The sequence below is a fragment of the Bradyrhizobium sp. UFLA03-84 genome (assembly GCF_002289535.1).
Lineage (GTDB): Bacteria > Pseudomonadota > Alphaproteobacteria > Rhizobiales > Xanthobacteraceae > Bradyrhizobium > Bradyrhizobium viridifuturi.
The window spans coordinates 540,489-553,961 of the sequence record NZ_NSJY01000013.1 but is presented as its reverse complement, the minus strand read 5'-3'; the positions used below and the strand labels follow the sequence as shown (position 1 = coordinate 553,961).

Below are 13,473 nucleotides of genomic sequence, written 5' to 3'. Positions count from 1 at the left end.
AATCACGTCCAGAGCTGCTGACTCTCGGCACCGATTCGCCAAAGCGTGCTATGCCACCGAAATTGCAGGCGCGCCACAGCCCAGCCATTTCATCATAGCATAATCATTGGACAACCAAAAATACTATCCAGTATATTGCCTCCGGACAACCTGGTGTCCGCCGGGCATTGGCCGATGCGGGCCGAAGAGGTGATTCGATTGCCATACCGTAGCGAAACAGCGGCTCTCCTGAGTGAAAGCGCGACCCGGCTCTTTGGAGCTGTGAACGATGGCGAGCTCAGAAAGGCCGAGCTTGGCGAGTGGTCTGAAACGAGCTGGCGGGAGGTCGCCGAGGCCGGTTTTCCGCTGGCTTTCGTCAGCGAGGCTGGCGGCGGATTCGGCGTCGCGCCTGCCGAAGCCATCGAGCTCGTGCGCATAGCCGGCTATCACGCGGCGACCGTGCCGCTCGCCGAAACGATGCTCGCCAATCGGCTGCTGACCGAGGCGGGATTCGCGCCGGTGGACAGGCCCGCGACGATTGCGCCAGTCACCGGCCGCTCGGCGTTCTCGCTCCAGCGGGAGGGAGCCGGATGGCGCATCCGAGGTCGCGGCGCAGGCGTGCCATGGGCACGCCACGCCGGTACGATCGTCGCGCTGGCCGATCATGACGGAAGTCCGTTCGTGGTCGCGCTGAACCGGACTATCGCGGAATTGGAGCAACGCGCATCGTTGGCCGGCGTACCGTCCGATGCACTGACGATAGACGCCCTGTTGTCGAACGACGATGTGCGGCCGGCGCCAACGCGATGGAACTGCGAAACACTGAGGGCGGCTGGTGCGGCGCTGCGCGTCGCCGAGATGGCCGGCGCGCTTGAGCGGGTGCTCGAGCTGACGGTCACCTACGCCAACGAGCGCGTGCAGTTCGGCAAGCCGATCGGCAAGCAGCAAGCGGTTCAGCAATCGCTCGCGGTCCTCGCCGGGCAGGTTGCGGCATGCGGCGGCGCAGCCGCGATCGCCGGCGCGGCCTTCGATGGCCTCGACATCCCGTCGATCGCCGCCGCCAAGGCGCGGGCCGGAGAAGCAGTGAGTGTCGCGGCGCCGATCGCGCATCAGGTGCATGGCGCGATCGGCTTCACCGAGGAGCACCGGCTGCATTTCTTCACCAGGCGACTGTGGGCCTGGCGGGACGAATTCGGCTCGGAACGCCATTGGAGCGCCATCCTGGGCCGACAGGCGCTCGCGGCCGGAGCAGAAGGCCTTTGGCCGTTCGTGACGGCGTTCGGCGCGGCGCAGGAGGCACGATGACCTACTTCACCTTCCCCAACGCACCGCCGCTGCCTGAAGCCGAAAAACTGCGCGGCGAAGTGCGTGCCTTCCTCGCCGAGGAGCTGCGCAACGTGCCGGCGCATGTGCGCGCGGCCTCCTGGAGCGGCTTCGACGCGCAGTTCTCGCGTCGGATGGGCGAGCGCGGCTGGATCGGAATGACGTGGCCGAAGCAATATGGCGGCCATGAGCGGAGCAGCCTCGAACGCTATGTCGTGCTCGAGGAGATGCTGGCGGCCGGTGCCCCGGTTGCGGCGCACTGGATCGCGGATCGGCAGAGTGGCCCGCTGCTGCTGCGCTTCGGCACCGAAGAGCAGCGGCAGAGCGTGCTGCCGAAGATCGCGGCCGGCGAACTGTTCTGCTGCATCGGCATGAGCGAGCCGGATTCCGGCTCCGACCTTGCCGCGGTCCGCACCCGCGCCGAGCCCGTCGACGGCGGCTTCCGTGTCAACGGCACCAAGCTGTGGACCACCTACGGCCACCGCGCGCACTACATGCTGCTGTTCTGCAGGACCAGTGGAGGTCCCGCCGACCGGCACAAGGGCACCAGCCAGTTGCTGGTCGACTTGACGCTGCCGGGCATCACGATCCGTCCGATCGCAGATCTGTCGGGAGCCAAGCACTTCAACGAGGTGGTGTTCGAGAACGTCTTTGTTCCGGGCTCGGCGCTGATCGGCGAAGAGGGCAATGGCTGGCACCAGGTGACCAGCGAGCTCGCCTATGAACGGTCGGGCCCGGAGCGCTTCCTCTCCTCTTTCGTCCTGTTTGCCGAACTAATCCGCGTGCTCCAGCGCAATCCGTCGGACCATGCCACGATTGCAGTGGGCCGGCTGATCTCGCATTTCGTCGTGCTGCGGCAATTGTCCCGCGGTGTTGCCTGGCTGCTGCAGAATGGCGAGAACCCGGCGCTCGAAGCGGCCGTCGTCAAGGATCTCGGCGCGCTGGTCGAACAGGAGATGCCGGACGTGGTGAGAAGCCTCGTCGAGATCGAGCCCGGTTCGGAGCAAACGCGCGAACTCGCCCGTACCCTGTACTACATCGTGCAGGCAGCGCCATCATTCTCGCTTCGCGGGGGAACGCGCGAAATCCTCCGCGGCATCATCGCGCGCGGCCTCGGGTTGCGATGACGAACGGAGATTGCGGCGATGCGTACATCGGGTGGCGGAAATGAGGACGGATCATGACATTGCATACACGCCCTGACCAGGCACGCGCACTGACGTTCCCGTTCGAGACACCGCCCGCCTACGGCGAAGTGCTCGAGGTCGCGCCCGGCCTGCGCTGGCTACGGGTGCCGCTTCCCTACCGCCTCGATCATGTGAACATCTATCTGTTGGAGGATGACGGCGGCTGGGCGATCTTCGACACCGGCATCCGAACGGCGGAAGCGCAGGTGGTCTGGGATAAGCTTTTCGCTGGTCCCCTCGCCGGCATTCGCATCACCCGGGTCATCGTCTCGCACTTTCACCCCGATCACATGGGGTTGGCCGGCTGGCTCTGCGCGCGCTTCGGCGTCCCGCTGCTGACCAGCTACTCCACTTACGCGGCATGCAAGATGCTCTCGCTCGACCCGCACTCGACAGCTTCGGAGCAGAACAGGTCATTCTACCTGCGCTACGGCATGACAGCGGAGACGGCGTCCATCGTCGCGACCCATGGCCTCGACTACCTGCGCGAGGTGACGGCGCTGCCCGAGACCTTCTACCGGCTATTGATGGGCGACACGCTGAACATCGGAAGCCGCCGCTTTCGCGTGCTGAGCGCCGACGGACATGCGCCTGAACAAGTCCTGCTCTACTGCCCCGAGGAGTCGCTGCTGCTCGCCGCCGACCAGGTGCTCGAGAAGATCACGCCCAACATCAGCGTGTGGGCGGAGGAGCCGAACGGCGATCCGCTCGGCCACTATATGCGCACACTGCGCGGCATGACGTCGGAGATTCCTGATGACGTGCTCGTCCTGCCCGGCCACCGGCGGCCATTCTTCGGCCTGCACCGGCGCTGCGCGGAGATCCTAGCCCATCACGAAGAACGCTGCAGCCGCGCCATCGAAGCCTGCCGCGAGGGACCGAAATCGGTCGACGAACTCGTCCCTGCGCTGTTCCATTCACGCAATCTCACCGCACATGAGATGAGCTTCGCCTTCACCGAAACGCTGGCGCATGTGAACCGCCTGATCCGGCGCGGCGACCTCGCCTGGAGCGTTGACGCCGACCGCCCGGTCTGCCGGTTGCCGTGATCACGGCGGGCGCAAGCGGTGGTGAGGATTCTAGCGCAGTAGGATGACGCGTCGGCGATATCGAAACGACGCGAAGCCGCGGCGCCCTCATGTGGCGATCGAGGCGAACTCATCGAACGCCGCGAGCGCCGCGGCACCATAGACGGTTGCCGGCCCTCCGCCCATCTCGACCGCGACCGCAATGGTCTCGGCGACTTCCTCGCGCGCGGCGCCGTGACGCCTGGCGGCGTCGACATGATGGACGATGCAACCCTCGCAGCGCGTTGCGATCGCGATGGCGAGCGCGATCAGCTCCTTGTGCCGGACGGACAGTACCCCATCCTTCGTGGCGACACTGACGAGCGATTGAAAGGCCTTCATCGGCTCGGGCGCCGCCTTATAGAGCCGCGCAGCGTTGGCCCTGATGTCCTGCAGCTTCGCCCTGTATTGTCCATCCGCCATTGCCGCCTCCTGATGCTGTCGGTCAATCCTGTCGACAGGAGCGTTCCCGTCGCTCAAGCGCCATCATGGAGCCGAACGACCTCCGACGACAATGCGCGTCCCGTCCGGAAGCCGTTGGCGGGATGGCTCGGGTCGGCATAGCCGAACGAGATCGCGCACACCGTTCAGCCCCGGGCATAGAAAGACGCTCCGGGCTCTTGGCTTAGCATACCAATTGGTATATATATTCGACATACCGGTATTTTTGCTGTCGATTTAGTAGACGACGGTCGAAATGGTCGAGCTGACAACGATCAGCGGCTTCCCTTCCTGCTGCTTGGCGCCAAACCGGCGTCGGCGACGAAAGGCCAGCCCAAGTAACAAGCCAACGAACGTGGCCAGGGAGCGAAACACATGTCTGCAGCAGCGTCGAGATTTGGCGACCTGCCCCGTACCGCGGCGCAGCGATCAGCTTTCGCGACGTTCGATTGAGCTTCACTGAACTCAACTCCGAGATAGACCACGCCGCACGCGCACTGCTCGCGCGCGGAATCAGAAAGGGTGATGTCGTCGGCCTGTGGGTCACGAATCGGATCGAGTTCACGATCGCCCTGTACGCAATCCTGCGTATCGGCGCCATCGCCGCCCCGATGAACACCCGCTACCGTGAGCACGACGTCGCCTACGCGCTCAAGCTTGCGGAGTGCAAGCTGTTGTTCGTCGTCGAACGGTCCGGACCGGTCGGGTATGTCGAGATCCTGAAGGCGGTTCTTCCCAGGTTCGACGGCAAGCGATTCGAGCGCGTGGATGCCTTTCCGCACCTCACCGACATCGTCGTGATGAGTGACAATTCCGATTGGGGATCGCTGTCCTGGGACCGCTTCCTCGCTGACGCCGAGCGCGTCTCACCCGCTGCCCTGGAGAAGGCGGTCGCCGATGTCAGGATCGACGACATCGCACTGATCGTCTTTACATCAGGCACGACCGGTAACCCCAAGGGGGTGATGCATGATCACACGCTGCTGCGAAGCATCTGCGAGCGGCACGATCATTGGCCTTTGAAGGAAGGCAGCGTTGTCTTGAATTTTCTGCCGATGTTCCACCTGTTCGGCATGTCCGAGATGGTGTTCGGCTGCATGCATACGGGCGCCCGACAGGTGGTGATGGACGCTTGGGACGCCGAAGAAGCGATCCAACTGATCGAGAGCGAACGGGTCACGGGCCTGTTTGGCTTTGAAACCCATTATGCCGACATTCTGCGGGTGCAGGCGCAGTCGAAGGCCGATCTGTCCAGCCTTCGGTTCGGTGGCCTGCCAGCGGGCATGGAGAACTCGAACGCGGTCGCCAAGCAGGTCCAAGCCGAATTGTGTCCGACAGTGAGCGGCTGGGGCATGTCGGAAGCGGGCTGCTATGTCTGCGTCAGCACGCTCAACGACACCGAAGAACAGCGCTGTACCACCTCCGGCCGCCCTTTGAGCGGACTTGGGCTGAAGATCGTCGAGCCAGGGAGCGGCAAGGAACAGCCTCCCGGCGTCGAGGGAGAGATCCTCTGGCATGGCTACACCACGATGCGCGGTTATTTCCGCGATCCGGAGGCCACCGCCGCGACCATAAGGGATGGCTGGCTATGCACCGGCGACCGCGGCTTTCTGCGGCCCGACGGGTTCCTGCAATTCCTCGGCCGCTACAAGGAAATGCTGAAGGTGGGCGGTGAGAACGTGTCGCCGGCCGCGCTGGAGACGGAACTGCTGGCGCTGGTGCCCGCCATCGAGCAGGTCGCGGTGGTCGGCGTGCCCCATCCACGGCTGGCGGAAGTGCCTTGCGCTTACATCGTGCTCAAGCCGGGAACGACCTGCACAATCGAGGACGTGAAGACGCGCTGCAAGGGCAAGATCGCCAGCTTCAAGATCCCGCACTACCTGGTCACGGTCGACGCGCTGCCCATGACGGCATCCGGCAAGGTTCAGCGCGTTCTCCTTCGCGATCGGGCGAAGCAGGACCTCGGCGTGGACGTGTAAGGCAACGAAATTCTTTCAGTCGATGCTTCTACGGATGCTCTCATGCGAGCCCCGGAGCATCGAATGGTTGCGGCCTGTGATCGCCGCAGGGATCAAGAGCAATCATCAGAATTGCGCTGAAAAACGGAGATGATCAGATGACGAGAACCACTGAGGACCGCCCGCGCGATTGGATGCGTCATTCCCGTCTGAAGGGCCTAGTCGCGATCGTCGTGGGTGCCGGCAGCGGCATCGGCGAGGAGACCGCACGCATCATTGCCGCCAATGAGGGCATGGTGGTGGTCGCCGATATTCGCGAACAGGCCGCGCGCGACGTTGCGTCCGCGATTGTCGCGTATGGCGGCAAAGCCATCGCTGTGGCGCTCGACGTTGGAAATGAGGCACACATTGACGCCGCCGTTGCACGAACCATCCGGGAGTTCGGTCAACTGGATATCGTGGTCAACGCCGCCGCAGTGGTGAAGGCCGGTCCGTTGGAGACGTCCGACCTCGAGGATTGGAAGCTGTCTTTCCGAATCAACGTCGAGGGCGCGATCATGCTGGCGCGCACCTGTCTGCCGCATCTGCGCAAGAGCACCCACGCATCGATCGTACAGGTCGCCTCGCTGGCCGGCATCGGCGCCTATCCCAACGGCGGGGCCTACGGCGTCACCAAGGCGGCGCTGATCGCCCTGACCAAGACGATGGCAATGGAGTGGGTCACGGACGGTGTTCGCGTCAATGTCGTCAGCCCGGGCACCGTCGAGACGCCGCTGATGCGCGCGGTTCTGACGCCAGAGGTCGTCCAGCATCGCGCGGCGCGTATCCCGATGGAGCGATTGGGGCAGCCTTCGGAGCTGGCCGACACGATCGTCTTTCTTGCCTCGCCGATGGCCTCTTTCATCACCGGCCAGAATCTCAATTGCGACGGCGGACTGTCTCAGGCGCTGATGGTGCAGAAGTTCAATCCGGACTTGTAGCGCACCGCCGCCGGCGCCAAAGCCGTTGCCGCTCGACGGCCTTCCCCGGGAAACAGCTCATCCAAACAGCGTCAAAGGAGTATCGGGAAAGATGGTAGCGGGAGACCGCTACATCGCTAGACCCACTATTTCTGAAGCTCTGTTTTCTTACCAGAAGGCAGCCTAACTCACGACGTGGACCCTTGGTAGTTCGTCGAAAGCCGCCGTTCGTACGCAATCCATCGCCGGCGAGAAATGGTCCGAGAGTAGGGTCGAGTATGCGCCGCGGCTTGCGGCTGATGATCGGCACGGTCGTGACGACACCAAACTTGTGCTGCCGCTGCTCCTGCTGGTCATGAGGCTCGTCGACGACACGTACCCTGGATCGCAGATGCTTGCGCCGGCGGCTGTCGACCCGGAAATCGCTCAGCCAGCCGTCGACGTCGGCATGGTTTTTCTGGCTGAACTTCGAAACCAGCGTGGAAACGACTCAGTTCACGGCGAAACATCATGATCCAAGACCTGTTCCTTCGCCGTTACCCTCAACTGATCTATTGGGCCGATCGCCCGACTGAGGTAGCACGGGCTGGGCACAACCGCTGAGAATTGCGGCGCGGCCGCGCCTCTCTCCCATCGCCGGAAAGACACCAGGCTTTTGCGAGGCGGATCGAAGCGGCACCTGGGCTGGCGCGAGATCGAGCATCGCGGCAAGCCGATCGCCTACATGGGGCAAACCGGCCTGGCCAAGACGTACTTCAATGGTCGGAGATCTGCGCCGCAGTGATTACTGCTCGGAACCGTCTCGGATAGGGAAGGATCATCGCGAGCATGGCCCGGGACGAGCCGGTCGTGGAGGGGCCGCCGATACGTCTGTTCTATATAGCCGCGACCGTGATCCACACGGTGCATGTAGTGCACGCCCGACGGACAGGTGGTCATGCATGACAGGCACGATAGACAGCGGTCGATGTGCTTGACGACGGGCGTGGTCGCCGGTGTGCTGCCCTCCAGCATGTCCTTGATCTGGTAGATCCGGCCGCGAGGATTGTCGAGCTCGTCACCAAGCAGCAGATATATTGGACAGGTATGCACTCCAATCGGAACGCTGCGGATCGGAGTGCGTTTGCCGTCTGCTTTTGCCCTAACACCAGCGCCAAAGCGGGCATCGCCTGAGGTGCGATTCAAAAGCGACTTGCTTTGCCAAGTCAGAGGTATGAGCTCAACGATCAAGGGCGTCATCCGCTAGGGATCGATCCATGGACGTCCGAAGTCGAACGACATTACCGCCCGCTCGCTTACCGTCGTTAGTGACAGCATTGAGCGTTCGCAGGACTTGCTCCAGATCTGGCGGTTGAGCGCTCAGCCAGTTTAACCCGGCCTGCGCATTGATTGTCGTCGCTGTGAGCGCGTCTACGGCGGCACTATAGGTGCGCACAAATTCCGCTGAGGTCTGCAAAGACGCTTCGTCTTTCGCATCGCCCAGATTTCCTTCTGGTTCGCTCACGCAGGTGCGATTCACCCTACGTAGCCTTAGATACTGAACGGCCTTTGCAGCTTTGCGGATCACATCGAACACGGGGGCAGGCTGGCACAGTCATTTAGATCAGACAAATGAGCGAAACTGCTCTGTTGTAGCTGATGGAACTAAGCCGTTTCATTTCTTAGCGAGCCGCCTGGTTTTGTCCCGGGCCATCAAATTGAGTTCAAGTGCGAGCAGCGAGATTGATTTTCCGACTGTCGACGATTTGCCCGAGCGGGTCCGCGATTAGTTCGAAATCCTGAAGGGCGACTGGTGTTTGTCGGGACGCTCGCCGCCTCTTAAATCAGGCCTACGGTCCCGTCCTTGGCGACACGTCAACCGATCCAATGCTGAACTTCGGCTCGATATCGGACAGGCGCATCTCCACGCTGGCCGGCTTCGATCGTGGGTTTCGCATCCCGGAGTCATATGGAATAGCGTTTCCGAATCCTTTCCGTTATTGAGCGCCATCAATGGGCCAGGATTTTGCTCTCCCCCTGGTGCGGTGCCAGCGCCGTCCGCATGTATTTTCAGCGGGTGGCGCTGTGCCGTTGTGGCTTATACACCGCTTGGCATGGCGACGGCCCCAGCTATTGTATCGCCACGTCCGGATACTCAATCACGCGAACCGCGCTACTACCATTTCAAGGGGGAGGCGAGCCCCAAACCATGTGGCAGCATGATAGCACGTCCGATACTCTGCTAGCGGTCCGAGCTTCGGCTCACAGAATAAGAATGGGAAGATCGTTCAAGTCCAGTACATGGGCGAAGACCGATCAGCTTATTGGAGCGAAACGGCTGAAGAAGCCCTCAAACTCAAGCATGCTTATCGGGTTAGCGCACACACCCACTACACCTGGCGAGGGGCTTTGAATGACCTGTATCGTCGGCCTTGTCGACAAAGGCCAAGTTTTTATCGGCGGGGATAGCGCTGGCGTCAGCGCAGGGCGTCTTTCGCTTATGGTTCGCAATGACCGCAAGGTTTTTCGCAATGGCGATTTCGTGATGGGCTTCACGTCGTCGTTCCGCATGGGCCAGCTTCTCGCGTTCAATTTTCATCCGCCGACACCGCGCGTCGGTATCGACGTGATGACCTATATGGTCACTGACTTTATCGACGCCGCCCGCGCGCGGATGAAAGAGGGCGGATTTGCGCGCATTAGAGAGGGGGCAGAGGAAGGCGGCAGCTTTTTGGTGGGGTATTCTGGCCGCCTTTTCCATATTTCGGATGACTTTCAAGTCGGGGAGTCGTCACACGGCTTTGACGCCTGCGGCTGCGGCGACCTGATCGCGCTCGGCTCGCTTCGCTCAACTCGCGAATGGACCGAACCATCCGCGCGCGTGAAAGAGGCGCTCGAATGTGCCGAAGCATTCAGCGCGGGCGTGCGCGCGCCCTTCTTTCTCGAGAATACCGCCGCCAAAGTGGACGAAAGGAGCGCAGCATGACAAATACAAGATGTAGTAGGTCATGGGCATCTGTGTGTCGCAACCGGATAAGCATGAACTCAAGGACGCCAAGTCGAAGAAGCCTATTCGATTTGCCGACGAAGCATCCGCCTTCGTGGCGAGGCCAAAGGCCGGCCCACAGGTGCACAAAATGACGCGTTGCTGAAACGCGCTCGACAGGCTGAGACCGCCGCTCGTATGAGCGAATGGCTCAGGTCACCTGGACACCTCAGGCCCCGGACTGACGGCTTCCGCGGCTTCACAACGCTAAGCCGCTCAACTCTCTTCTTCACCGTTGGCTCGCCTGCGGTGCTTTCCGTTGAGGTAAGCTGGACGACATGGCATTGCGTCACTTGAAACTGTGATGACCGTTCAACATCGCATTTGTTCTGTTATGCAACCATCGTTGCCTTCCATCCGCATCCGCTCGGCCAACGCTCTGCGTACCCGCAGAGCTTACTCAGGCGATTGCCAAACTGCATGGCGATGGACCGATGGTAGCTTGGACGAGGCAGATGACGTGCCCACCAAGACGCTCGCGCAACTCGAATGGCAATACTTGCCGATGTTCGAGCACTCGCCGCGCAAGGCGAAGGCAATCATGTCAGAGCTCGCGATCAACCCTGATCTCTTCGTCCAATTGATCACGGCGATCTTTCGGCCCAGCCAGGATAGCGGCGTGGTCGATCCGCCCGTGGAGAACGAGGAACATGCCCGCACGATTGCGAACCAGGCTTATCGGCTGCTGCGGCTGTGGGATGTGATCCCGGGCACGGCCGCCGATGGATCGATCGATGGCGCCAAGCTTGAGGCGTGGATCAGGGAGGCGCGCAAGCTCGCCCACGGCAAGGGCCGCGGTCTGATAGCCGACCAGAAGATCGGCGAGCTGCTCTCAGCCTCCAAGATTGACGCAGACGGCATCTGGCCCGCCGCGCCGGTCCGCGAGGTGATTGAGGCGATCCGCAGCCGCGATCTCGAAACGGAGGTGATGATCGGGAAATCCAACCGCCGTGATGTAACCTCACGAGCATACGGTGATGGCGGCAATCTGGAACGTCAGCTGGCGAAGCAATACCGGGATTGGTCCGAGGCCACGGCCTTTGACTGGCCCCGCACCTCAGGAATCCTGGAAAACCTTGCCAAGAACTATGACCATCAGGCCAAGGCTCACGACGAGGATGCCGAACGCCTTGATTGGCGGTGAACATATGTGCCGACGCGACGGATCGAATGAGCATAACGTGCAGGAAGTCTCTACCGAGCCCGACCAAACGTGTTTCGCGGGCGAATGTCTGCCAATCACGCAAACCGATCTGGCTGAGCCTGTATGTGTCTCCAACCTTCATCGCGAGCTTGATCTTCCGCGGGTCAACGTCGTCGTAAGGCAAGATGCTGGCGATGTCGTAAAGCGGCGCAAGCCGTACGGCCGGCCCATTTGCCAGAAGGAGCGAATAATTCTTGGCGTGCGCATCCGTACCGGCAATGAGCCAGTTGAAGCCAAGGGCATCGACAAATGTGTCAACATCGGTCTCGCGGTCGGTCGACGTACTGCGCAGGAGTTCGATGATATCGATAGGCGTCGGACCGCCCTCATTCTGATACTTCTTTGTCGGCAGAACGCCCATCGCCTGACAGATATCCTCCTGATGAACCCGGATGATGTTGTTGCCACTGATCACTCGGTCGTAGCGTTCGATGACGATGGCGATTTCCTTGTCGAACCGCATCACTCTTGTTTCCGCAACCGGCAGGCCGAGAGCCTGGGCAAGGCGGAGGCAGATATGCTCATTTTCGGCGTGGCCGTCGAAATGGCCCGTCGGCGGCTTCAGGATGTGGGTGGTCGGAATACGTCCGGACGGAACGCCCCACCGATCGTTTTGGAGAAGAAAGGCAGTCTTCGGTTGGGCGCCGGCGAGGCTGAACTGTCCCGTATCGCGTGGCAGGCGCCAGGCGGCGTGATCCTCGCGCAGGGTTTGGAGGCGCCTTGCGATTGCTGCCACGTCGAGCCACTCGACCTTGTCGTCCTTGCCAGCCTTCAGGGCTTCCAGACGATCCGGCGTAACGAACTGAACGGCGCCGGCGCAATCCTCGCCGACATGAGAGATAAGGGCAAAGACGTTGCGCGCCGATACCTGAAACTTCCTGGCCCAGCGATCAAGCACGCGCTCGTTGTCCGGAAGAAGGCCCCACAGGAAGGCCTTGACAGCGGCGGGACCATGCTCTGCGGCGGCAAGCGGCATGGAAAGCGACAGGGGGTACGCGCCCGGTGTGCCGCGCCAATTGTTGTCGTAGACAAACGTCAGCCGGCCCCGCGCATCGTTGCGCACGCGGCCAGCTTCGGTTCCATCCAGGAGGGCTATGAGTTCGCTGGTCATAACCTGGCCTTTCTGGCCTTCGCCACGATGGCATTGATATCGACGGCGGCTTTCGTGGAGCCGCGGCTTTTTGCGGGATCGCCGACATCCAGGCGAATGCCCAAAGCATCGAGGGCGCGGAGCACGAGGCCGAGTTCGGCACGCGGGTGATCATGCTCGACCTCGATCACCCATTGACGACTGACGCCGATGCGCTTGGCGAGCGTCGACTGATCGAGCTTGAGGCGTTTGCGCTTGTCGCGAATGATGGCGCCGAGGTCGGCTGAAGTGCGTATGAGCATGGCGGATTCCAAATGTCACCGTTCGCTCACATTACCGTATGTCAGCGTTCGCCCGAGCGCTTCACATTGGCTTTTTCCAGAAGGACCACGCGCGCGGCCGGATTGCGGCGCTTGGCCTTGTACGCGGCCATGGGGCCGGCTGTGCCGCCGCCGATCACCAGCACGTCGCAGCTCACCTCGGCCAGCCCCTCTTTGATCTCGTCCAACATGCTGACCTCAGCTCGCCTGCTGTTCGGCGAGTTCGCGCAAATACGACCAGGGATAGATGCCCCGGTCATGTCCGTCCGAAAATGACAGGCGCAAGGCGTAAGTGCCGACCGGCTCGACCGCGGCTACGTAAAGTCCGGGCGCGATTGACAGCTCAACGCCGTCAAACTGTCGCCGGATCTCGGTTGCGGCGCGGCTCGCGCGCCGCAACGCCTCCGCGCCGAGCCGAAGGGTCCCACAGCCCGGCCAAGTCAGCGCAAGCGCTGTGGAGTTATCGACCAGTTCAACCTGAATGGACTGCATGTTTGGCTCGCGTCGTCGTTGCAGCGCAATTTAGGCCGACCTCGATCCGCAAGGCTTGCAATAAATTGCTTTCGCGAGGAGTCGTGGTGCGAGAGGGCAGTCCGGAATTGGATGCCGCCTTTAGCGCGACCTTCTCGGCGCCATACCAAGGGAACAGCCGACGCACGGCGCGTTCGAGCGGGCAATCGGCCGAAGGCACCACCGCATCGAGCACAATCAGCCCCGCGAACACCCGATCGACAGAAAAAATCTGCTACGACATCTGAATCAGGTAGCCGCCCCAGCAAGCCGCGCCGACGATCACCGCGAGGAGCAAGGCCACCGCGAGGGTTACACGGAACCAAGCGATGATGAGGGGCGTAGCGCCGAAAATGACGATGAAGCCGAAATTGCGCTAACCGCTCATGCCAGGACTGGCCTCCGCCCGT

At 62.0% G+C, this 13,473-nt stretch carries 10 protein-coding genes and 3 pseudogenes; 7 read left to right on the top strand and 6 right to left on the bottom strand.

Annotation, left to right across the window (positions count from 1 at the left end; translation table 11 throughout):
• The first annotated feature begins 153 nt into the window (after nucleotides 1–153).
• From CK489_RS16755 to CK489_RS16745, 3 genes are read left to right on the top strand one after another with little or no spacing between them, the layout of a single operon-like run.
• On the top strand, nucleotides 154–1,284 hold the full coding sequence (locus CK489_RS16755) for an acyl-CoA dehydrogenase family protein (RefSeq protein ID WP_143278177.1): 1,131 nt from the start codon (nucleotides 154–156) through the stop codon (nucleotides 1,282–1,284).
• Nucleotides 1,281–2,429 (top strand): acyl-CoA dehydrogenase family protein, encoded by a 1,149-nt coding sequence (locus tag CK489_RS16750; RefSeq protein ID WP_095733006.1) that lies wholly within the window; start codon nucleotides 1,281–1,283, stop codon nucleotides 2,427–2,429. Before CK489_RS16755 ends, CK489_RS16750 begins: the two co-directional genes overlap by 4 nt.
• A 53-nt stretch (nucleotides 2,430–2,482) precedes the next feature.
• The gene (locus CK489_RS16745) at nucleotides 2,483–3,538 is read left to right on the top strand and encodes an MBL fold metallo-hydrolase (protein WP_095733005.1); all 1,056 of its coding nucleotides are present in this window, start codon (nucleotides 2,483–2,485) and stop codon (nucleotides 3,536–3,538) included.
• 87 nt (nucleotides 3,539–3,625) lie between these two features.
• Here CK489_RS16745 and CK489_RS16740 read toward each other — a convergent pair whose 3' ends face one another.
• Entirely contained in the window at nucleotides 3,626–3,979 is a 354-nt protein-coding gene (locus CK489_RS16740) for a carboxymuconolactone decarboxylase family protein (protein WP_095733004.1), read from the bottom strand.
• Nucleotides 3,980–4,392: 413 nt separating this feature from the next.
• On the opposite strand from CK489_RS16740, the gene CK489_RS16730 reads away from it, so the two are divergent.
• Together CK489_RS16730 and CK489_RS16725 are read left to right on the top strand one after the other, a co-directional pair.
• Nucleotides 4,393–5,976, top strand: coding sequence for a class I adenylate-forming enzyme family protein (locus tag CK489_RS16730; protein WP_349626936.1), 1,584 nt, complete (start codon nucleotides 4,393–4,395; stop codon nucleotides 5,974–5,976).
• Between the two features lie 137 nt (nucleotides 5,977–6,113).
• The gene (locus CK489_RS16725; protein WP_095733002.1) at nucleotides 6,114–6,935 is read left to right on the top strand and encodes an SDR family NAD(P)-dependent oxidoreductase; all 822 of its coding nucleotides are present in this window, start codon (nucleotides 6,114–6,116) and stop codon (nucleotides 6,933–6,935) included.
• Between the two features lie 556 nt (nucleotides 6,936–7,491).
• Here CK489_RS16725 and CK489_RS42305 read toward each other — a convergent pair.
• Nucleotides 7,492–8,000 (bottom strand): annotated as a pseudogene (locus tag CK489_RS42305) ((Fe-S)-binding protein); the annotation flags it as partial.
• Between the two features lie 1,306 nt (nucleotides 8,001–9,306).
• Here CK489_RS42305 and CK489_RS16710 point away from each other — a divergent pair.
• Both CK489_RS16710 and CK489_RS16700 read left to right on the top strand, forming a co-directional pair.
• The gene (locus CK489_RS16710; protein ID WP_095733001.1) at nucleotides 9,307–9,879 is read left to right on the top strand and encodes a hypothetical protein; all 573 of its coding nucleotides are present in this window, start codon (nucleotides 9,307–9,309) and stop codon (nucleotides 9,877–9,879) included.
• A 502-nt stretch (nucleotides 9,880–10,381) separates the two neighbouring features.
• A complete protein-coding gene (locus tag CK489_RS16700) occupies nucleotides 10,382–11,083 on the top strand; it encodes a hypothetical protein (protein WP_245350465.1) in 702 nt (233 codons plus the stop codon).
• Between the two features lie 127 nt (nucleotides 11,084–11,210).
• On the opposite strand, the pseudogene CK489_RS16695 reads toward CK489_RS16700, so the two are convergent.
• The 4 genes and pseudogenes from CK489_RS16695 to CK489_RS16685 all read right to left on the bottom strand — a co-directional run.
• Nucleotides 11,211–12,254, bottom strand: a pseudogene (locus CK489_RS16695) (type II toxin-antitoxin system HipA family toxin); the annotation flags it as partial.
• A complete protein-coding gene (locus tag CK489_RS16690; RefSeq protein WP_244486226.1) occupies nucleotides 12,251–12,445 on the bottom strand; it encodes a helix-turn-helix domain-containing protein in 195 nt (64 codons plus the stop codon). The gene CK489_RS16690 and the pseudogene CK489_RS16695, both read right to left, overlap by 4 nt.
• A 140-nt stretch (nucleotides 12,446–12,585) precedes the next feature.
• A pseudogene (locus tag CK489_RS40860) lies at nucleotides 12,586–12,744 on the bottom strand (FAD-binding protein); the annotation flags it as partial.
• Nucleotides 12,745–12,751: 7 nt separating this feature from the next.
• Nucleotides 12,752–13,045 (bottom strand): DUF971 domain-containing protein, encoded by a 294-nt coding sequence (locus tag CK489_RS16685; protein ID WP_050629288.1) that lies wholly within the window; start codon nucleotides 13,043–13,045, stop codon nucleotides 12,752–12,754.
• Between the last annotated feature and the right edge of the window lie 428 nt (nucleotides 13,046–13,473).

Bases quoted from the DNA above. Each gene is read 5' to 3' on its own strand.
- CK489_RS16750 (WP_095733006.1), top strand. From the start codon at position 1,281: ATGACCTACTTCACCTTCCCCAACGCACCGCCGCTGCCTGAAGCCGAA.
- CK489_RS16710 (WP_095733001.1), top strand. From the start codon at position 9,307: ATGACCTGTATCGTCGGCCTTGTCGACAAAGGCCAAGTTTTTATCGGC.
- CK489_RS16725 (WP_095733002.1), top strand. From the start codon at position 6,114: ATGACGAGAACCACTGAGGACCGCCCGCGCGATTGGATGCGTCATTCC.
- CK489_RS16685 (WP_050629288.1), bottom strand. From the start codon at position 13,045: ATGCAGTCCATTCAGGTTGAACTGGTCGATAACTCCACAGCGCTTGCG.
- CK489_RS16745 (WP_095733005.1), top strand. From the start codon at position 2,483: ATGACATTGCATACACGCCCTGACCAGGCACGCGCACTGACGTTCCCG.
- CK489_RS16740 (WP_095733004.1), bottom strand. From the start codon at position 3,979: ATGGCGGATGGACAATACAGGGCGAAGCTGCAGGACATCAGGGCCAAC.